This window comes from Gordonia lacunae, assembly GCF_002149015.1.
In the GTDB taxonomy this organism is placed as follows: Bacteria; Actinomycetota; Actinomycetes; order Mycobacteriales; family Mycobacteriaceae; genus Gordonia; species Gordonia lacunae.
Window position 1 is genome coordinate 217,940 of record NZ_NGFO01000004.1, and the last position, 19,011, is coordinate 236,950.

The 19,011-nt window shown below is 68.6% G+C and carries 17 protein-coding genes; 12 read left to right on the forward strand and 5 right to left on the reverse strand.

The window, feature by feature from the left end:
* The first annotated feature begins 4 nt into the window (after positions 1 to 4).
* Entirely contained in the window at positions 5 to 469 is a 465-nt protein-coding gene (locus CA982_RS05395) for a DUF3054 domain-containing protein (RefSeq protein ID WP_086534308.1), read from the forward strand.
* Positions 470 to 493: 24 nt separating this feature from the next.
* Here CA982_RS05395 and CA982_RS05400 read toward each other — a convergent pair whose 3' ends face one another.
* On the reverse strand, positions 494 to 2,131 hold the full coding sequence (locus tag CA982_RS05400) for an NTF2-like N-terminal transpeptidase domain-containing protein (protein ID WP_086534309.1): 1,638 nt from the start codon (positions 2,129 to 2,131) through the stop codon (positions 494 to 496).
* Positions 2,132 to 2,334: 203 nt separating this feature from the next.
* Here CA982_RS05400 and CA982_RS05405 point away from each other — a divergent pair, with 203 nt between their 5' ends.
* The 7 genes from CA982_RS05405 to atzF all read left to right on the forward strand — a co-directional run bounded on the left by CA982_RS05405 (position 2,335) and on the right by atzF (position 9,534).
* A complete protein-coding gene (locus CA982_RS05405) occupies positions 2,335 to 3,078 on the forward strand; it encodes a pirin family protein (protein ID WP_086534310.1) in 744 nt (247 codons plus the stop codon).
* 94 nt (positions 3,079 to 3,172) lie between these two features.
* Positions 3,173 to 3,877, forward strand: a complete 705-nt coding sequence (locus CA982_RS05410; RefSeq protein ID WP_086534311.1) for a GntR family transcriptional regulator — start codon at positions 3,173 to 3,175, stop codon at positions 3,875 to 3,877.
* 87 nt (positions 3,878 to 3,964) lie between these two features.
* Positions 3,965 to 5,317 carry a nucleobase:cation symporter-2 family protein gene (locus tag CA982_RS05415; protein WP_086534312.1) on the forward strand — a complete coding sequence of 451 codons (1,353 nt, stop codon included), beginning with the start codon at positions 3,965 to 3,967 and terminating at the stop codon, positions 5,315 to 5,317.
* Positions 5,314 to 6,387: a cyanuric acid amidohydrolase gene (gene atzD / locus CA982_RS05420; protein WP_086534313.1), complete on the forward strand. Its 1,074-nt coding sequence runs from the start codon at positions 5,314 to 5,316 to the stop codon at positions 6,385 to 6,387. The genes CA982_RS05415 and atzD overlap by 4 nt, the downstream gene beginning before the upstream one ends.
* The gene (gene biuH, locus CA982_RS05425; protein WP_086534314.1) at positions 6,384 to 7,088 is read left to right on the forward strand and encodes a biuret amidohydrolase; all 705 of its coding nucleotides are present in this window, start codon (positions 6,384 to 6,386) and stop codon (positions 7,086 to 7,088) included. The genes atzD and biuH overlap by 4 nt, the downstream gene beginning before the upstream one ends.
* Positions 7,085 to 7,756: a hypothetical protein gene (locus tag CA982_RS05430; RefSeq protein ID WP_086534315.1), complete on the forward strand. Its 672-nt coding sequence runs from the start codon at positions 7,085 to 7,087 to the stop codon at positions 7,754 to 7,756. The genes biuH and CA982_RS05430 overlap by 4 nt, the downstream gene beginning before the upstream one ends.
* Positions 7,753 to 9,534: an allophanate hydrolase gene (gene atzF, locus CA982_RS05435; RefSeq protein ID WP_086534316.1), complete on the forward strand. Its 1,782-nt coding sequence runs from the start codon at positions 7,753 to 7,755 to the stop codon at positions 9,532 to 9,534. The genes CA982_RS05430 and atzF overlap by 4 nt, the downstream gene beginning before the upstream one ends.
* Positions 9,535 to 9,609: 75 nt before the next feature.
* On the opposite strand, the gene CA982_RS05440 is transcribed toward atzF, so the two are convergent.
* Complete coding sequence (locus CA982_RS05440; protein ID WP_086534317.1) at positions 9,610 to 10,329, reverse strand: sterol desaturase family protein; 720 nt, start codon at positions 10,327 to 10,329, stop codon at positions 9,610 to 9,612.
* Positions 10,329 to 11,072, reverse strand: coding sequence for a FadR/GntR family transcriptional regulator (locus CA982_RS05445; protein WP_086534318.1), 744 nt, complete (start codon positions 11,070 to 11,072; stop codon positions 10,329 to 10,331). Before CA982_RS05445 ends, CA982_RS05440 begins: the two co-directional genes overlap by 1 nt.
* Before the next feature lie 97 nt (positions 11,073 to 11,169).
* On the opposite strand from CA982_RS05445, the gene CA982_RS05450 reads away from it, so the two are divergent.
* Positions 11,170 to 11,616, forward strand: coding sequence for a pyridoxamine 5'-phosphate oxidase family protein (locus CA982_RS05450; protein WP_086534319.1), 447 nt, complete (start codon positions 11,170 to 11,172; stop codon positions 11,614 to 11,616).
* Positions 11,617 to 11,660: 44 nt separating this feature from the next.
* Here the strand turns inward: CA982_RS05450 and CA982_RS05455 are convergent, their stop codons facing one another.
* Positions 11,661 to 13,115 carry a dihydrolipoyl dehydrogenase family protein gene (locus CA982_RS05455; RefSeq protein WP_086534363.1) on the reverse strand — a complete coding sequence of 485 codons (1,455 nt, stop codon included), beginning with the start codon at positions 13,113 to 13,115 and terminating at the stop codon, positions 11,661 to 11,663.
* Between the two features lie 782 nt (positions 13,116 to 13,897).
* Between CA982_RS05455 and CA982_RS05465 the strand changes: the two genes are divergently transcribed.
* Together CA982_RS05465 and CA982_RS05470 are read left to right on the forward strand one after the other, a co-directional pair.
* Positions 13,898 to 15,889: a M13 family metallopeptidase gene (locus CA982_RS05465; RefSeq protein WP_086534321.1), complete on the forward strand. Its 1,992-nt coding sequence runs from the start codon at positions 13,898 to 13,900 to the stop codon at positions 15,887 to 15,889.
* Positions 15,886 to 16,455 (forward strand): potassium channel family protein, encoded by a 570-nt coding sequence (locus tag CA982_RS05470; protein WP_208617884.1) that lies wholly within the window; start codon positions 15,886 to 15,888, stop codon positions 16,453 to 16,455. Before CA982_RS05465 ends, CA982_RS05470 begins: the two co-directional genes overlap by 4 nt.
* Positions 16,456 to 16,481: 26 nt before the next feature.
* On the opposite strand, the gene CA982_RS05475 is transcribed toward CA982_RS05470, so the two are convergent.
* Positions 16,482 to 17,609: an NDMA-dependent alcohol dehydrogenase gene (locus CA982_RS05475; RefSeq protein ID WP_086534322.1), complete on the reverse strand. Its 1,128-nt coding sequence runs from the start codon at positions 17,607 to 17,609 to the stop codon at positions 16,482 to 16,484.
* 394 nt (positions 17,610 to 18,003) lie between these two features.
* On the opposite strand from CA982_RS05475, the gene CA982_RS05480 reads away from it, so the two are divergent.
* The gene (locus tag CA982_RS05480; RefSeq protein WP_086534323.1) at positions 18,004 to 18,960 is read left to right on the forward strand and encodes a R2-like ligand-binding oxidase; all 957 of its coding nucleotides are present in this window, start codon (positions 18,004 to 18,006) and stop codon (positions 18,958 to 18,960) included.
* Positions 18,961 to 19,011: the final 51 nt, after the last annotated feature.

A 19,011-nucleotide genomic window follows, 5' to 3' on the forward strand; every position in this document is an offset into this window, starting at 1 on the left:
CACCATGCTGAGCTCGAAGACGGATCGGGGCTCCGACACGGCGGAGACGGGGACCTCGCCGGCGCGCGGAACGGCGACGGCTCCCGTCGCAGCGCTGTTCGACGCCGTGGCGATCACGGTCTTCGTCCTCATCGGCCGCGCCAGCCACGAAGAGGGATACGTGCTGACCTCGGTGCTGCACACGCTGTGGCCGTTCCTGGCGGGCTGCGCGGCCGGCTGGTCGATCACCTACGTCTACGCCCACGTGCGGTCCAGCGACTTCTTCGGGCACGACTACCGCCCGGATCGGGTGGTCCCGGTCGGCCTGGTCGTCTGGTTCTGCACGGTCACGGTCGCGATGATCCTGCGGTTCATCCTCAGCCAGGGGGTTGCGGTCAGTTTCGTGATCGTCGCGGCCGTGGTGCTCGCCGCCTTCCTGCTCGGCTGGCGGGCCGTCTTCGCCGTGCTCGGCCGGCGCGCGTCCGCCTGACCGACCCGCGGCCGGTTCGGGGACCTACTTGATCGTGAAGTACTTCTGCGCGACCTGGAGTGCGGCGGTTCCCGACTTCGGTCCCTCGGTGTAGATCACGACGACCTGGCCGCCCTGCAGACCCACGAACCATCCCGGCCCCTCGGGGCCGTTGGTGCCCACCAGGGCGCGCAGTCCCGGAGCCCGGGTGAGGTCACTGGCGTCACCGGTGGCGGCCGTCGACGTCATCGCCTGGAGAACCGGCCGGACGACGGCGGGGTCGAGGCCGCCGAGGTCGCCGCCGGAGACCTTCGTGGGCACGTTCTTCAGCACGAACGGCGGTACCGAGGACGTCTGGCCGGCGGCGCTGCGCGCCATGGCGACACCGAAGGCGGCCATGTTCGTCATCGATATCATGCTCTGACCGGGACGGAAATCGATGGTCGCGATACCAGGGCGATCCGGGGTGGGAACGCTTGCGCCCGGCACGGTGAACTGGACGCCGAGTCCGAGCCGGTCGAGGAGTTGCTCGCCGCGCTCGTGCTGCGGCCCGGCAGCTCGCCCGATCGCGTCGAAGACCGGGTTGAGCGTCGTACCGACCGGGTACGGGCGATCGATGTCGACGCCGCTGTCGATCGCGAACGAGTTCTGCGCCATCCCGAGGATCGCGCCGGTCTGCGCGTCGAGGGTCAGGATGGTCGCCGGCTGGCCCACCTCGACAGCCGCGTCGCCCAGGGTCAGCTGGACGCCCTGATCGACGGTCGTCGGCACGTCCGGCCCGGGCGGGCCCTGCTCGCCCGCCAGTTTGCGGGGTGCCGCCCCCGGGCCCAGCATCTCGACCTGCCACCCGGCGGTGGCGTCGCGGATGGCCTGCCAGTAGTTGGTCAGTCCGTCCTCGAGGGGCGAGGAGAGCCGTCGGTCGGCCATCACGAGCTGGTCGGACCGGTTGACCGTGACGCCGGGTACGCGGCGCGGGTCGCCGGCGAGGACCTGCATGTCTGAGTCACGCAGTCCGACCGCGGTGATCGCCTTGCCGGGAGTCGCGTCGAGCTTCTCGCGGATCACCTGCCCGGTGATCATCGGCGCGATGGGTGCGATCACGCCGGCCAGGGCCCGTACCGAGGCGTTCAGGTCGGCGGTGCGGGTGGGGTCGAGAACGATCTCGTTGACCGGCTGGGCCACCATGAAGGCCCGGCCGGAACGGCTGCGCACGGTCGGCGCAGGCTTCGCGTCGGTGCGGATCTCGCGGAGGGTGCCACCGGCGGTGAGACCGGCGTGCAGGATCGCGGGGTCCCAGGTCACCTTCCAGCCCGACGAGAGCTTGCGCGCGGTGCCGCCGCTGGTCGACTCGTACACGCGGCCCTTGTCCCAGTTCCAGGTGGTGGTGACCGAGAACGTCGCCGTCCCGTCGCTGTATTCGACGGGGTTCTCGACGTCGACGTCGACACGCTGCGCGGACATCTGTTTCAAAGTGGTGGTGAGACTGTCACCGGCCTGCCCCGGCGCGGTGGTGAACGTCGCGGCCCCGCCGGCGTCCTGGCGGCTCAGCGCGGCGGCGAATGCATCGATGGTGGCAGCGGCACCCGTGTCCGACGAACCGGCGAACCCACAGGAACTCACCATGACCGCGCACGTTACCGCGGCACAAGCGGCTGTCGTCGCGCGCTTGACCCAGATCTTCATGACACCAATTTTCACTCGTGTAACACTCGAAATCGACGCCGCGAGCTTCCATTCGGGGATCAAGCCGGTCACGAACTCATCTCGTCGCCGGGACCTTTGACACTTCGCGAACGTGCGAGATCGTCGTCCGGCTTCGGCATCGACACCGCCGGACCCGGTCGTCCCCGACCGTCCTCAGCTTGCCGGACTGCGACAATGAATGCATGGTTTTCACCGTGTTCCGGAGTGACGATCGTGCCGTCACCACCACCGACTGGCTGACCTCGCGGCACTCCTTCTCGTTCGGCGACAACTACGACCCGTCGAACACCCACTTCGGCGCATTGCTGGCGGTCAACGACGAGGTCGTCGCGCCGGGCGCGGGCTTCGACCTGCACAACCATCAGGAGAGTGAGATCGTGACGTGGGTGGTCTCGGGCACCCTGGTCCACCGCGACTCGGCCGGGCACTCCGGCGTCCTGTACCCCGGCCTGGTCCAGCGGATGAGCGCGGGCACCGGCGTGGAGCACTCCGAACGCAACGACGCCTGGCCCGATCTCGCCGGCTCCGGAACCGAGCCCGTCCGGTACGTCCAGATGTGGCTGATGCCCGACCGGCACGGTCTCGCCCCCTCCTACGAGCAGGCCGATGTCCGCGAACGTCTGGCCGCCGGCGGCCTCGTGCCGATCGCGTCCGGCGACCCGGACCGCGACGCGGTGATCTCGGTCGCCAACTCGGGCGCCACCCTGTACGCGGCACGACTCCGATCCGGTGAGACCGTCGAGGTGCCCGGTTCCCGGTTCACCCATCTGTTCGTCGTGGACGGACGGCTCGGCATCGACGGGATCGGCGCTCTCGGCCCGGGCGATGCCGTGCGGGGCGCTGACGCGGAGCCGTTCGCGATCCGTGCCGACGCCGACGCCGAGGTGCTGGTGTGGTCGATGGCGGCCGGGCTGGGTGGCCGCTAGCGCGAGGTGCATTGCGAAGCGAGCACTCATCCCACCCGACCGCACCACGTGCGCCGCCGGGTGAGTTCACGTGCCCGGACCTATCCTGGGTCGCGTGAGGCCCGAAGCAGACACGACCGACCCCACCCCCGTCCTGACGATCGACGGGTCGCCGACGGGCGAGGACGCGCAACGACCGACGACCAGGGAGGCGATCGCCGCTGCCATCCGTGACGACGTGCTCGACGGCCGGCTCGCGCCGGGCGATCGTCTCCCCGAGCCGATGCTCGCCGAACGATTCGGGGTGTCACGGGTACCCGTGCGCGAAGCGTTGTCGCAGTTGCAGAGTGAGGGGTTCGTCCATCTGGAGCGGTACAAGGGGGCAACGGTCTCGGGGGCGTCTCGTACCGACGCGCTCGAGGTGATGCAGGTCCGTCGCGGCCTCGAGGTCTTCGGCGCCCGGCTCGCGGCCGAACGTCAGGGGGGCGCGTTCGCCGAGCAGCTACGCATGGTGACCGAGTCGGGTACCGCCGCGGAACAGCGGCAGCAGCACGACGCGGTGCCGCCCCTGGTGATGCAGTTCCACGCCCTCGTCGCCGAGGCGTCGGGCAATCGGGAACTCGCCAGAACACTGGACCGCACCCTGCGCCGCATCGCGTGGGTCTTCGATCGCGAGGTCGCCACACGTGCCGACGGGTGCTGGCGGGACCACACCGCCATCGCCGGGGCCATTCTCGACGGTTCGCCGGTCCAGGCCGGTTATCTGATGGACGAGCACGTCCGTAAGGACGAGGATCTGGTCCGGTCACTGCTCCACTGACGCAGTTCGTATACGAAACTACGCCAATTTACCGGTAGGTAACGCGGGCTAACGTCGCAGACACGAAGAACGTATACGAATCTTCGTATGCACAAACTCCTCAGAACACCGGCCGGCTCGACCGGTCGCACCGGATGGTGGCGGACGGGCGTGTTCGGCGCCCAACACGTCATCGTCATGTACACCGGCTGCGTCACCGTCCCACTGGTCTTCGGTGCCGCCCTCGGCCTCGACAAACAGACCGTCGGGCTCCTCGTCAACGCCGACCTGCTGATCGCCGGCATCGTCACCATCATCCAGGCAGCGGGCGTCGGCAGATTCCTCGGCGCACGCATGCCGGTGGTCGCCGGCGCCTCGTTCACCGCGGTCACACCGATGATCCTCATCGGTCAGGAATACGGGCTCAACGCCGTCTACGGTTCGATGATCGGCGCGGGCATCTTCGCCATCCTGATGGCGGTGCCGTTCTCGAAGCTGTTGCGCTTCTTCCCACCTGCCGTGCGGGGCGCCGCGGTCACGATGATCGGGCTCTCGCTCATCGGCAAGGCCGTGTCCATGATCTTCGACGACGAGCCCGCCGACGGAGCCCGCCTCTCGCTCGCCCTCGGCATCGTCATCGTGGTGGTGGCGCTGATGCGTTACGGCACAGGTTTTCTGCGCCAGGCCGCCGTGCTCATCGCGCTCGTCCTGGGTACCGTCGCGGCCGCGCTCATGTCGCTCACCGACTTCACCGGCGTGGGCGACGCCGCCTGGTTCGGTGTCCCCGAGCCGTTCTTCTTCGGCGCTCCCACGTTCCCCCTCGCCGGCATCATCTCGATGAGCATCGTGATGATCGTGATCTTCATCGAATCGACCGCGTACATGATGGCGATCTCGGAGACCACCGGCATCGACGCCGACCCACCCCGCATCGCCCGCGGCCTCGCCGCGGACGGCGTCTCGGCGGTCCTGGCCGGTGCGTGGACGTCGTTCCCCGACACCATCTTCGCGCAGAATGTCAGCCTCGTGCGGATCACCCGGGTGACCAGCCGGACGGTGGTGGTCGTCGCCGGCGCCATCCTCATCGTGCTCGCCGTGATCCCGAAGCTCGGCGAGACCATCGCCAGCCTTCCCGGCGCGGTGATCGGCTCGGTCAGTCTCGTGATGTTCGCGACCGTCGCCGGAACCGGGATCAGCACGCTGGCCAAGGTCGACTGCCGCGACAACGACAACCTCTTGATCGTGTCCCTGGCGTTGGGCGCCGGAATGATCCCGATCGTGTCGAAGGACGTGTACAGCAACTTCCCGGCCGAGGTGCAGATCATCTTCGGCAACGCGATCAGCAGTGCCGTCATCACCGCCTTCGTCCTCAACCTGTTCTTCCATCACCTCCCCCGGCGCGGCGGACGCACGAACCCGCCGGCCGCGGACCCCATCGCAGACAAGGAGACAGTGGCGTGACCGGTGTCCGACTACTGACCGTCCCCACCGCGGGGCCGGATGACACAACGGCATTGAAGGCGTTGTCCGACAGCGGAGCCTCACCCGACGACGTCCTGGCCGTGATCGGCAAGACCGAGGGCAACGGGTGCGTCAACGACTTCAGCCGGACGCTGGCGGCCGCGACGTGGGATCCCCGTCTCGGCGCCGAGGCGATCACCGTCTTCTCCGGAGGCACCGAAGGCGTGCTGGCGCCGCACGTCAACCTCCTGGTGGCGGACGATTCGCACGATCCGCGCCACGACCGCGGGCTGGTGGCGGCCGTCGGCTCGACCCCGGTCATCCCGCCGGACGAACTGGGGCGCGCCGGTCAGATGGAAGCGGTACGCGACACCGTCGCGAAGCTGCTCGTCGATCTCGACGTCGCGGTGGACGATGTGCACCTGGTGCTGGTGAAGTGCCCGCTCCTCACCTCGACCGACATCGCCGAGATGCACGGTCGCGGTGTCGAACCCGTCAGCGAGGACACCTACGAGTCGATGGCCCGCTCACGAGCGGCCAGTTCCCTCGGCATCGCGTTGTCACTCGGCGAGATCGACGACGACACGGCGCGGGCCGCGCTCGCCGGTCGTCGAACCGCCTGGTCGAACCGGGCGTCGGCGAGCGCGGGCGCCGAACTCGACACCTGCCACATCCTGGTGCTCGCCGAGAGCCCGGCGGTGTCGAACCCGTTGCGGGCGTTGCACACCGAGATGACCGACGCCTACGACCTCGCTGCGCTGCAGGACGCCGCCGCGGTGGTCGCCGGGCGCGGCGGACGAATCCGCCAGCTGTTCGTCAAGGCCGAATCGGCTCCCTCCGGGACCATCCGGGGTCTCCGGCACACGATGCTGACCGACTCCGACATCAACGCCACCCGCCACGCGCGCGCCGCCGTCGGGGCGCTCGCCGCCGCGGTCAAGGGCGACGCGGCTGTCTACGTGTCCGGCGGCGCCGAACACCAGGGCCGGCCCGGCGGTGGCAGCGTCACCGTCGTGTACGAGGTCGATCCCGCGCACACCGCCACGTCGAACCGAGGAGCGGAACGATGACGTCCATCGTCGATGCACATCCCTACGCGTGGCCGTACGACGGCACGCTCGACGTCACGCGGACGGCCCTGCTGCTCATCGACTGGCAGGTGGATTTCTGCGGCCCCGGCGGTTACGTCGACTCGATGGGTTACGACCTCTCCCTCACCCGCGCCGGACTGGGACCGACCGCCACCGTCCTCGACTCCTGCCGCGCGGCAGGAATGCTGGTCGTCCACACCCGGGAGGGGCACCGCCCCGATCTCAGCGATCTCCCGCCGAACAAGCGATGGCGGTCGGCCCGCGCCGGGGCCGAGATCGGCTCGACCGGCCCATGCGGCCGGATTCTGGTCCGCGGCGAACCCGGGTGGGAGATCGTGCCCGAGGTGGCGCCCGTTCCCGGCGAGCCGATCATCGACAAACCCGGCAAGGGGGCGTTCTACGCGACCGATCTCGACCTGATCCTGCGGGCTGCCGGGATCACACACCTCATCCTCACCGGGATCACCACCGACGTCTGCGTGCACACCACGATGCGGGAGGCCAACGACCGCGGGTTCGAATGTCTCGTGCTGTCGGACTGCACGGGCGCGACCGATCACGGCCATCACCTCGCCGCGCTGAGCATGATCGCCATGCAGGGAGGTGTGTTCGGGGCGACGGCGACGTCGGGACAGCTACTGGAGGCCCTCGGCTCGGCGCCGGCCGGCACCCGGTCATGACGATGCCGCGCCGCGCGGTCCTGGTCTGTGGGGTCGCCACCGACCCGCCGGTGTGGGCGCCGACCGCCGGCGCGCTCGCCGCTCTCGGATTCGACGTCGACGTCCCGGTCCGCCCCCGGTCCGGTTGCCTCGACACCGAAGTCGACTTCCTCGCACCACGGTGCGAAGGTGCTGTCGTCTTCGGAGTGAGCGGGGGCGCCACTCTCGGCGTCGAACTCGCCGTCCGTGGCGTCGAGATGGCGGCGGGGTTCTTCCACGAACCGGCCGCCGGATCGCTGGCCCCGGGCCTGCTCGATCACGTCGTCGAGGCCTTCCGGCTCGACGGGGTACCGGGTTTCGGGCGGGCACTGTACGGGCCGCACTGGACGATCGCCATGACCTCGGCCGACGAGTCCGTCGTCGCACGGGAGCTGGCCATGTTCCGCGCGTTCGAACCGCGGGAGCCGGTCGTCCACGCGGCTCCGGTGACCCTCACGGTCGGTCAGGAGTCGCCGGCCGCTCGACACGCCGCGGTGGAGGCCGTCGCCGGCCGGTGCGGCTTCGACCGGCGCGTCCTCGCCGGTACCTCGCACGCGGCGCACCTGGACAACGCTTTTGCGCCGGTGATCGACGATCTCGCTCGTGTTCACCTCTCCCCCGACGCTTCCACAGACAGGGAACGACCATGACATCACGGGTCACCGCATTCTTCGACGCACTGGACAGGGTCCGCCGCCCCGAGGTGTGGATCGACATCCGCGACCGGCTGGGCGTGACTCGCGAGACGTCTGCCGCGGCGGGTCCGTTGGCCGGGTTGCTGCTGGCGGTCAAGAACAACGTCGACGTGGCCGGCCTCCCGACGACCGCCGGGTGCCCGGGTTTCGCCGACGGTCCGGCGGTCGCCGATGCCGAGGCGGTCGCCCGCCTGCGTGCCGCCGGGGCCACGGTCGTCGGGTCGACCAACCTGGATCAGTTCGCGACCGGACTGGTCGGGCAGCGCAGTCCGTTCGGCGGTGTCCGCGATGCCCGACGACCGGATTACATCTCGGGCGGATCGAGTTCCGGCTCCGCGGTCGCCGTGGCCCTGGGTCTCGCGGACATCGCCATCGGCACGGACACCGCCGGGTCGGGGCGAGTCCCCGCCGCGCTGCAGGGCATCGTCGGGATCAAACCCACCCTCGGAATGGTGTCCACCAGGGGGTTGGTGCCCGCCTGCCGGTCCTGGGATGCGGTGACCATCATGGCCCGCGACCTCGACACCGCGAACACCGCGATGGCCCACATGGCCGGCGGTCCTGATGCCCGACCGATCCCGGCCGACGCACCGCTCGCCGCACCGCCGCGAGCGCGGGTCGCGATACCGGCCGAGTTGCCGGGGATGGCACCGGCCTGGGTCGAGGCCTTCTCCGCCACCGTGACCCGGCTCCGCGCCGATGGTGTCGTGGTGGAACCGATCCCGTTCACCGCATTCGCCGAGGCCGCGCGGTTGCTGTACGACGGCGGCCTCGTTGCCGAACGACACGCCGCGGTCGGCCGCTTCGTCGACGACAACCACGTCGAGGGCGACCACGTGGAGGGCGACGCGGCAGGCATCGACCCGACCGTCGGGGGCATCATCTCCGCGGCCGGCCGAATCCCCGCCTCCCGGATGGTCCGCGATCTCGCTCGACTCGAACAGCTTCGGCGACGCGCCATGGACGCACTCGACGGCTTCGATGCGCTCATGGTGCCGACGGTTCCCGACCATCCCTCGATCGCGGATGTCCGGGCCGACCCGGTCGGCGTCAACTCGCGGCTCGGCATCTACACCAACTTCGCCAACCTCTTCGACATGTGCGGTGTCGCGACACCCGCGGGGACGGCCGGCGGCGCCCAGTTCGGGGTCACCGTGCTGGGCCGCGCCTTCGGCGACGCGGTGGCACTCGACCTCGCCCGGCGCGTGTTCGTCGAACCCGAAACCGTTGCCGCACCCGGTGCGACGGCACCTCTCGGTCCGACCGGCCCCTGGATCGAATCCGCCGGCGCCCCGTTCGTGGATCTCTTCGTCGTCGGCGCCCATCTCCCCGGTCAGCCGCTCGAGCACGAGCTCACCGGGCGGGGTGCACGCTATGTGGGCACCGCCGCCACTTCCCCGGCCTACCGGCTGTATGCCCTCGACACCCGCCCGCCGAAACCCGGCCTCGTGCACACGAACGGCGGGGGCGCCGAGATCGCCGGCGGCGTGTGGCGGGTCCCGTCCGCAGGATTCGCATCGTTCGTTCGCGCGTTGCCCTCGCCGATGTCGGTGGGACCGGTGGAGCTGTCCGACGGACGGATGATCACCGGGTTCGGTTGCGCCACCTCGGCTCTCGATTCCGCGGTCGACATCACCGCGCACGGGGGCTGGTTGCGCTACCTCGATCGGGAGGTCTCGGTCCGCGCCGATGTCGACGGACCCAGCCGACTCGTGGCCGGGATCACCGGCTGACCAGCCGGGGCCGGTCACGAGTACCCGCATGCGTCGAGAGTGTCCCGGATCAGGTTGCGTCATGGAGTACTCCGGTCAGTCCCCCGACTGCGTCAGCGCGTGTAGATCCTTTGCGGTGGGCGACTTCTCGACCGTCTCGGCGTCGGGATAGGTGCGCAGCAGCCTGTCTGCGGTGCCGGCCGTCGTGACCGTGAACCAATAGTGCTCGTTGCGGTAGTGGTGAAAGCGGTGGTTGCGCCACAGCCGGCGATAGTAGGCGTGGCGCGGCCGGTAGTCGGAGTGGATCAGATAATGCGTCCACTCGTAGACCAGTCCGATCGCCGCGAGGGTCACCATGAACGTGAGACCTCGTTCGGCACTCGCGAATACGACGAGACCGACCGCAACAGCCGCGAGGACGACCGCGACGAGTACCTGCCACGGAATGAACACCAGCGGAATGTTCCGGGGGTCCGCGTGGTGTTCCCGATGCTTTCGCGCCACCAGTGGATCGATGGTGAGCGGACCCCACCGCTTCGGCCGCCAGTGCAGCACGAAGACGTGGATCAGCCACTCCGCCAGCGGGAAGCTCGCGATCATCACGACCGGAACCAGCAGGTCGGCGACACCCCAGCCGCCCAACCACATCCGCGCAGCGAGCGAGATCACGAGGAATGTGGCGATCATCCAGGGCGACGGGTGTCGCAGGAACTCGGCGAGAGCGGCACGCAGGGTCGTCGACCTGCGTGACCGCATGCGCCGTTCTTCGGCCGCCACCTGTCTACGGGCCGTCGCGTCGATGTGGTCGGCAGACATCAGCCCTCCTGTCCGGGAACGGATTCGGCGTCTTCGAGTGCGCGACAGAGGTCGAGCAGGGACGCGGTCGCGGGCGCGAGCAGTTTCCGAGCCGCGGTCTCCGCGCGTTCGGCATCGTGGGTGCCGATCGCATCGACGACCGCGCGATAACCGTCGATGTTGCCCACCTCCGGCTCCAGCATCGACGCGAGCGCGGGGAGCGCAGGCTCGTACGCGGCGCGGAGCGAGTTGTACATGAGGCGAAAGGCGATGGAGTCCGCGGCGTCGACGACCGTGCTCCAGAATTCGAGTGCAACGACCTGCTGTGCGACCGGGTCCGGCTCGACGGCGAGGTCGGCGAGCACCGACGTCAACCGCGCGATGTGATCGCTCGTCGCCCGCTTCGCGGCGAGACCCGCGACATCCGGCCCGACCGCCGCGCGGGCCTCGACGATCGACCGCGCGACACTCGGCACGAGTGCACCTCCTCGGATCAGCAGCCGCGGCAACAGATCGAGACCGCCTGTGCGCGCGATGTCCTGGACCCGGGCGCCGTCGCCCTGGCGGATGGCGACCAGGCCTGCGGCAGCCACCCGCTTCAGCGCTTCCCGCACGGTGGGCCGCGAGACACCGAGGATGCGCGCCAGTTCGCGTTCGCTGGGCAGCGGCTCTCCCGCCGGCAGATCTCCGGACAGCACGCCTTCGACGATCTGGTCGAACACGATCTCGGGGGCGCTCTGCTGGGAGACGGGCTCGAAGGGCATGCGCCGACCGTAGACCGATGCAGGACTGGTGGTCAAGTGGTAAGACCAGTTATCAGGGCTTGAGGAATGATCTGTCGCCGCGCCGGTTGTATCGACCATGAGCGACACCACTGCGACCTCATCGGACACCCTCGGCACCGACGACCTCGAGTTTCTGGCCCGACCCCTACTCGGCTTCTTCTCCACGGCCGCCGGCCCGACACCCCCGCAGCCCCGACCCGTCTGGTTCGAGGCGACACCGGACGGCGAGGTTCAGCTCTTCACCGGCCCGGACTCGCTGAAGGTCCGTCGCCTCGCCTCCGATCCGCGGGCTTCCATCGTGGTCGCCACACCGGTCGAGGAGCGCGAGCGCTGGATCGCCATCTCCGGCCCCGCCCGTGTCGAGACCGACGGTGCGGCTGCGCGCGATCTCGCGGCCCGCCTCGCCGACCGCTACTGGGACCTCGACGACCCCACCCGCGCACAGGATCTCGCCGAGATCCTCGCCGACGACTGGGTGCGGATCGTCATCCGACCGGAGAAGATCCGGCGACTCAGTTTCTGACCGGGCGGGTCGGGGCCCCGGCTCTCAGGCCACCGGGCCGCGGATCATCGCAGCTGATCGAGCAGCCGCAGCCACACCTCGCTGATGGTCGGATACGACGGGACCGCGTGCCACAACCGCGACAGCGGGACCTCACCGACGATCGCCACGGTCGCCGAATGCACGAGTTCCGCGGTCTGCGGTCCCACGAACGTCGCCCCGACCAGGACGTCGCGGCTCGCATCGACGACGAGACGGGCGTGCCCCGCGTACTCGGGATCGGTCAGATACGACCCAGCGACGGAGGTGTCCCCGTCGGCGATGCGCACGTCGATCCCGGCGTCCTGCGCCTGCTTCTCGGTCCGGCCGACCGATGCGATCTCCGGCCGGGTGAACACCACCTGCGGAACGGCGCCGTGGTCCGCGGTCGCGACGTGACGCGGGTCGTCGAGGCCCCGTCCCTCCGCACGCGCGGCGATCACGTCCCCGGCCACCCGCGCCTGGTACTTGCCCATGTGTGTCAACGCATTACGGCCGTTGACATCTCCCACCGCGTACAGCCACGGATGATCGGCCACTGTCAGGTGATCGTCGACGCGGAGTGGGCCGCCCGCGTCGAGACCCACCGATTCCAGACCGAGGTCCCGGGTCGCGGGCGATCGTCCCGCGGCCACCAGGATCTCGTCGACGACGAGCCGGCCGGCGCCGTCCCCGGCGAGGTGGACGGTTGCGGGTCCGCCGTGGATGCGTCCGTAGCCGGTGTCGGCGGCGCCGGGCCGATCGACGGACTCGATCGTCGTACCGAACCGGATGTCGACGCCACGACGGGTCAACGAGTCCGCGATCAACTGCGGGACGAACGACTCCATCTTGGGCAGTAACCGGTCACCACGGATGGCCATCACGACGTCGCGCACCCCGAGGTCGAGCAACCAGGTCACCGCCTCGCAGGCGACCACACCGCCACCAAGGACGAGGACGCGATCCGGCACCTCGACGAGATTCGTCGCATCGCGCGAGGTCCAGGGGAGCGCGTCCGCCAGACCCGGCGTCGGCGGGATCGACGCCGTGCTCCCGGTGGCGACGACCACCGCCTCGCGCGCCCTCAGGACGGTGTCACCCACGGTCACCTGCCGCTCCCCCGAGATCCGGCCGTGCCCGCGGATCACGTCGATACCCGCACCCTCTGCCCACCGCACCTGACCGGCGTCGTCGTGCGTGGCACCGGGTCCTTCGCGACGCCCGGTCACGGTGTCGCGCCACCCGAGGACGCCGGCGGCGTCGGGCAGTTCCCCACTCACACGCTCGCGCGCGCCCGCCAGCGCACGAGCCTCCTCGAGCGCCGACCCCGGACCCAGCAGCGCCTTGCTCGGCATGCACGCCCAGTACGAACACTCACCGCCCATGAGCTCGTGCTCGATGACGACAGCGGTTCGATCACTGCCCCGGATCGCGTAGTCGGCGACGTTCTCGCCCACCGGACCGCCACCGATCACGACGACGTCGAAGGTTGACTCCATGGGTTCAGCGTAGGTCGGATTCGTACCTGCGGTCGGCGAGTCCGCATGACCCGACATCCCGAGCCGACGGAACACCGCCGCGCGGGTGACCGGACCCGGGCGGCGGGAACGCCACTCCTGACGGCCCGGCCGACTCGTCGGCCTCGCCCGCTGGATCGACCACTTACCGATGACTCGATACGGGTGTGAACGGGTGTCCGCCATCGTCACCCGACAACGCACAGTCAACGGAAATCAAGGCACGATGAACGAAATACACTGCACAGTCAACGGTTTCGCGATTCCAGGCCTGTGGAATCGACGCCCTCGAGACGCTGTGCTTGATCCACAACACCGTGGACCATCAGATCGTCACCCACACAGCGCAACTCGACGATCTCTGCGGCGCACAGAAAGCCGGCAGCACGACGAAGATGCTGTTGATCGAGTCACCATGCGACTCGAGGCCGCCGCTCACCTCGCGCAGCACCTTCCGCACCCGGCCGGCGGCCGGGCGACCCACGTTCAGCAGTTAGAGCGCACCCCGCCCCCTGAGGAGGCCCGGAGCTTGCGCAGGGCCGCACACACCCCGCCCCCTGAGGAGGCCCGGAGCTTGCGGAGGGCCGCACACACCCCGCCCCCTGAGGAGGCCCGCAGCTTGCGGAGGGCCGTCACGAAGGGTCTCGCGGCTTCAGCACAGTCTTGCGCTGAACCACTGCGGGATGCAGCCGCGGCATCGGCCAGGGACTCTCCGATTTCGCCTACGGCAGAGGCGGCTGACGAATCGCCGATCCGGTGACAGGATGGAGCGCGTGACTGCATCGAATACTGACCTCAACTCCGGACTCGACCTCGAGTGGGTCGACGATTCCGTCCGCATCCAGGATGATCTGTTCGCCCATGTGAACGGTAAGTGGCTCGAGTCGCATGTCATCCCCGACGACCGTTCGGTCGACGGCGCCTTCCACGTTCTCCGCGACAACTCCGAAGAGAACGTGCGCGACATCATCACCGAGTGCGCCGCGTCGAGCCCGGAGAGCGGCTCCGACGCGCAGAAGATCGGCGATCTGTACGCCTCGTTCATGGACACCGACCACATCGAGGCCCTCGGGATCGGCCCGATCACCGGCGAGCTGGAGAAGATCGCGGCCATCGACTCCGTCGAGGCATTCGCCCGGCGGATCGGGCGGCTCCAGCGGCACGGCACGGGCGGCCTGTTCGGTTACTACGTGGACACCGACGCGAGGCAATCCGACCGTTACCTCGTGCACCTGACGCAGTCGGGCCTCGGACTACCCGACGAGTCCTACTACCGGGAGGACAAGCACACCGAGACCAGGACGGCGTATGTCGCTCACGTCGAGCGCATGTTCGCGCTGGCCGGATTCGACGACGCGGCCGCTCGCGCAGCGGTGATCCTCGACCTCGAGACAGCCATCGCCGGCCGGCACTGGGATGTGGTTCGACGCCGCGATGCCGAGCTCACCTACAACCTCATGTCGCTGAACGGGCTGGCCTCCACCGCAGGAGGATTCCCCTTCACCGAGTGGTTCGGCGGACTGGGCACCAGCGGCGATGCGACCTTCGCCGAGGTCGTCGTCGCGCAGCCGTCCTTCGTGTCGGGCGTCGGCGAACTCGTCACCAGCCGCCCGCTGGACGAGTGGAAGACCTGGCTGACGTGGCGCCTGCTGCGCTCGGCGGCGCCGTACCTGTCGTCGCCGTTCGTCGACGAGAACTTCGACTTCTACGGCCGCACCCTCACCGGTGCGGAAACGAACCGTGACCGGTGGAAGCGCGGCGTCGGGTTCGTCGAGGGCGCCATGGGTTTCGCGGTCGGCAAACTCTATGTGGCCAAGCACTTCCCGCCCGAGGCCAAGGCTCGGATGGACGAACTGATCGCCAACCTGGTGGAGGCCTACCGCCGCAACATCTCCGACCTGCCGTGGATGACCCCGGAGACCCGGGAGAAGGCCCTCGTCAAACTCGGCAAGTTCAACCCGAAGATCGGGTACCCGGCCAAGTGGCGGGACTACAGCTCACTGAGCGTCGACCGCGGCGACCTCATCGGGAACGTGGCGCGCGCCTCGTCGTTCGAGCAGGACCGCGAGTTCGCCAAGATCGGCTCGCCGGTCGACCGTGACGAATGGTTCATGACACCGCAGACGGTCAACGCCTACTACAACCCCGGCATGAACGAGATCGTGTTCCCGGCCGCGATCCTGCAGCCGCCCTTCTTCGACCCGGACGCCGACGACGCGGTCAACTACGGCGGCATCGGCGCGGTCATCGGCCACGAGATCGGGCACGGATTCGACGATCAGGGCGCCAAGTACGACGGCGACGGTAACCTCGTCGACTGGTGGACCGACACCGACCGGACCGAGTTCTCCTCGCGGACACGCAAACTCATCGACCAGTACGGCGAGTTCACCCCGACCGGGCTCGATCCCGAACACAAGGTCAACGGCGACTTCACCATCGGTGAGAACATCGGCGACCTCGGCGGGTTGTCGATCGGACTGGTGGCGTATCAGATCGCCACCGAGGGCACCGAGCCGCCCGTCATCGACGACCTGACCGGAACGCAGCGGGTGTTCTACAGCTGGGCGCAGATCTGGCGGACCAAGACCCGCGACGCCGAGGCCATCCGGCGCCTCTCGATCGACCCGCACTCCCCGCCGGAGTTCCGGTGCAACGGCGTCGTCCGCAACATGGATGCCTTCTACGACGCCTTCGACGTGGAGCCCGGGGACGCTCTGTATCTGGACCCGGCCGAACGCGTACGGATCTGGTGAACGACGTGCCCGGCGGCACGGGTCCGCGCGAGGAGAATCCGCCGGGCACGGCCGCGTCGCTCGGCCTGGTCCGAGGACGCGAACTCACGATCGCCCTGCTGCGGCCGATCGGGGCGGCGGTCGTCTTGCTGGCGGGTTACTTCCTGCTGCCCATCAACAAGGCCAGTGACGTCAACTACCTGGGGCTGCTCGTCGGCGCCTTGCTGTTGATCTGGTTCTGTGTCTGGGAGGTTCGCCGGTTCGGCCGCTCGGACCGGCCGGTCGCGACCGCGATGGAGATGCTCGTGGCGCTGGCGAGCTTCTACATCGTCGCCTTCGCCACGACCTATTTTCTGTTCTCCGAGTACGACACCGGCAGCTTCAACGAGTCCCTGACGCGCGTCGACGCGCTGTACTTCTGCCTGACGGTCTTCACCACGACGGGGTTCGGTGACATCGCGCCGGACTCACAGGGCGCCCGGGTCGCGGTGTCGATCCAGATGGCCAGCACCCTGGTGCTGCTCGGACTGGGGCTGCGCTTCCTGAACCTGCTGATCAACGAGCGACGCCAGATCACCGGACGGTGACCTGGCGTCGCGCGGCACGATGACTCTCAGTAGTCGTCGTCGCCGTAGACGATCATGCCGCGGATGTTGTTGCCCGCCAGCATGTCGTCGTAGGCCTCGTTGATCTGGTCGAGACGATAGGTCTTGGTGACCAGGTCGTCGAGGTTGAGCTTGCCCGCTCGGTACTCGTTGAGCAGCGCCGGGACCTGGGTCCGGGGGCTGGCGCCGCCGAAGATCGCGCCCTGCACGCGCTTCTGCATGAGGGTGAGATCGAACAGGTTCATCTGGGCGTCCATCGCGGCGAAGTTGCCCATGCCCACCACGACGACCTGTCCCGCCTTGCCCGTGAGCGCGAGGGCCGGGGCGATCATCGAACCGTCGATCTCACCGACCGTCAGGATGGTGGTGTTGGCCATCTTGCCCCAGGTGATGTCGCCGATCGCCTCGAGCGCGGCCTCCATCGACGGGAACGTGTGTGTCGCACCGAGCTTCTCGGCCATCTGCAACTTGAACGGCACGGGGTCGACGGCGATGACGTTTCGCGCGCCGGCCGCGGCCGCACCCTGTACCGAGTTGATGCCCACGCCACCGATGCCCACGATGACGACGGTGTCGCCGGCATGGGTTCCGCCGATCTCGACAGCCGAACCCCAACCGGTGGCGACGCCGCAGCCGAGCAGCGCGGCCGCCTGCAGCGGGATGTCGTCCTCGATCTTGACCAGCGACGCCTGGTTGACGGTGATGTAGGGCGCGAACGTCCCCAGCATGCACATCTGTACCAGGGGAACCCCGTCGTGTGTGTACGCGCGGTTGGTGTCGTCGGCGATGGACAGACCCGTCAGGAGGCGCGCACCCTCGTCGCAGATGTTCTGCTGGCCGCGCGAGCACGGCTCACACGTGCCGCAGGCGGGGATGAACGCGGTGACGACGTGGTCGCCCTCCTTGAGTCGGGTCACACCCGGACCCACCTTCGTCACGACGCCGGCACCCTCGTGACCTCCGAGTACCGGCATCGGTGCCGGGCTGTCGCCGGTCCGCAGATGGTGATCCGAGTGGCACAAACCCGAGCTGACGAGTTTGACCTGGACTTCGCCCGCCACCGGATCGCCGAGCTCGAACTCCTCGATCTTCCACTCTTCGCCCGGATTGCGCAGAACTGCACCTTTGGTCTTCATTCGTGCTCCTCGCTCGTGCTGCCCCGACTCGGGGCGTCAGATATCGCCGTCTGCTTATGCGACGTAGGTCACATGGTGGTCCACCGTCGACACTCTCGCAGGCGTTTGACGCGATCCATGGCACAGGATTGGGGGTGTTGTTCCAGCAGTCCCGTTCCGGTGCGCAGTCGACCTGGGAGCGTCGGTCACCACCGCTGTGACGCGCCGGTGCCGAGGCCCTCGACGAGGCGACCCACCGCCCGGGGTGCCGGTGCGGGGTCGAGAACACCGTCCGATCGGCGTCACTCCGTAGATCTTCTCCGCCGCAACAGAGTTGGCCGATTTCGTGTCTCCGGATCGAAGAAGGGGTTAGCGTCGGGGTATTCCACTTCCGAAGTGTCTGGCTGGTGATCTCATGACTCTCATCGAACACAAAGCGGAGGGCCGGCAGGACTTCTCGTCGTTGCGACAGGGCGGTCTCAACTGGGACTCGTTTCCGTTGCGGCTCTTCGTGAAAGGCAATGCGCGGTTCTGGGATCCGGCCGCCATCGACTTCTCGCAGGACGCCCAGGACTGGACCGAGCTCACCGACGAGCAGCGCCGGAGCGCCACCTATCTGGTGAGTCAGTTCATCGCCGGCGAGGAGGCGGTGACCCAGGACATCCAGCCGTTCATGAAGGCGATGGCGACCGAGGGCAGGTTCGGCGACGAGATGTACCTGTCGCAGTTCTGCTTCGAGGAGGCCAAGCACACCCAGGTGTTCCGGCGGTGGATGGACGCGGTGGGCCTCACCGGCGACCTGCAGAGCTTCGTCAGCGCGAATCCCTACTATCACCAGTTGTTCTACGAGGAGCTCCCGACGTCGCTGCACATCCTCGACCACGACCCGTCGCCCCGGAACCAGATTCGCGCCAGCGTCACCTACAACCACGTGATCGAGGGCAGTCTGGCCCTCACCGGCTACCACGCGTGGCAGAAGGTGTGCACCCGGTACGGGATCTTCCCGGGGATGCAGAAGCTGATCCGGTTCATCGGCGACGACGAGCGCCGGCACATGGCGTGGGGGACCTTCACGTGTCGTCGGCACGTCGCGGCCGACGACTCGCTGTGGGACGCCGTCGGCGAACGCATGAACGAGCTGCTGCCGCTCGCGCTGGGCATGATCGAGTGGGTCAACCAGCAGTTCGAGGTCCAACCCTTCGGCCTCGACAACGACGAGTTCCTCGCCTACGCCGCCGACCGCGCCCAGCGTCGGCTTTCGGCGATCGAGTCCGCCCGGGGCCGCCCCGTCGCCGAGATCGACCTCGACTACTCCCCCGAGGTGCTCGAAGACCAGTTCGGCGAGGACGACGCCATCCGCCTGCAGATGTGAGGTCCCCCTGCTGGTCGAGCCGGCACCGAGCGGAGCGAGGAGGCGAGTCGA

Bases quoted from the DNA above. Each gene is read 5' to 3' on its own strand.
- CA982_RS05440 (WP_086534317.1), bottom strand. From the start codon at position 10,329: ATGTCTGCCGACCACATCGACGCGACGGCCCGTAGACAGGTGGCGGCC.
- CA982_RS05395 (WP_086534308.1), top strand. From the start codon at position 5: ATGCTGAGCTCGAAGACGGATCGGGGCTCCGACACGGCGGAGACGGGG.
- CA982_RS05405 (WP_086534310.1), top strand. From the start codon at position 2,335: ATGGTTTTCACCGTGTTCCGGAGTGACGATCGTGCCGTCACCACCACC.
- CA982_RS05455 (WP_086534363.1), bottom strand. From the start codon at position 13,115: ATGGAGTCAACCTTCGACGTCGTCGTGATCGGTGGCGGTCCGGTGGGC.
- CA982_RS05465 (WP_086534321.1), top strand. From the start codon at position 13,898: ATGGAGCGCGTGACTGCATCGAATACTGACCTCAACTCCGGACTCGAC.
- CA982_RS05415 (WP_086534312.1), top strand. From the start codon at position 3,965: ATGCACAAACTCCTCAGAACACCGGCCGGCTCGACCGGTCGCACCGGA.
- CA982_RS05445 (WP_086534318.1), bottom strand. From the start codon at position 11,072: ATGCCCTTCGAGCCCGTCTCCCAGCAGAGCGCCCCCGAGATCGTGTTC.
- atzF (WP_086534316.1), top strand. From the start codon at position 7,753: ATGACATCACGGGTCACCGCATTCTTCGACGCACTGGACAGGGTCCGC.
- biuH (WP_086534314.1), top strand. From the start codon at position 6,384: ATGACGTCCATCGTCGATGCACATCCCTACGCGTGGCCGTACGACGGC.
- CA982_RS05430 (WP_086534315.1), top strand. From the start codon at position 7,085: ATGACGATGCCGCGCCGCGCGGTCCTGGTCTGTGGGGTCGCCACCGAC.
- CA982_RS05480 (WP_086534323.1), top strand. From the start codon at position 18,004: ATGACTCTCATCGAACACAAAGCGGAGGGCCGGCAGGACTTCTCGTCG.
- CA982_RS05475 (WP_086534322.1), bottom strand. From the start codon at position 17,609: ATGAAGACCAAAGGTGCAGTTCTGCGCAATCCGGGCGAAGAGTGGAAG.
- CA982_RS05400 (WP_086534309.1), bottom strand. From the start codon at position 2,131: ATGAAGATCTGGGTCAAGCGCGCGACGACAGCCGCTTGTGCCGCGGTA.
- CA982_RS05450 (WP_086534319.1), top strand. From the start codon at position 11,170: ATGAGCGACACCACTGCGACCTCATCGGACACCCTCGGCACCGACGAC.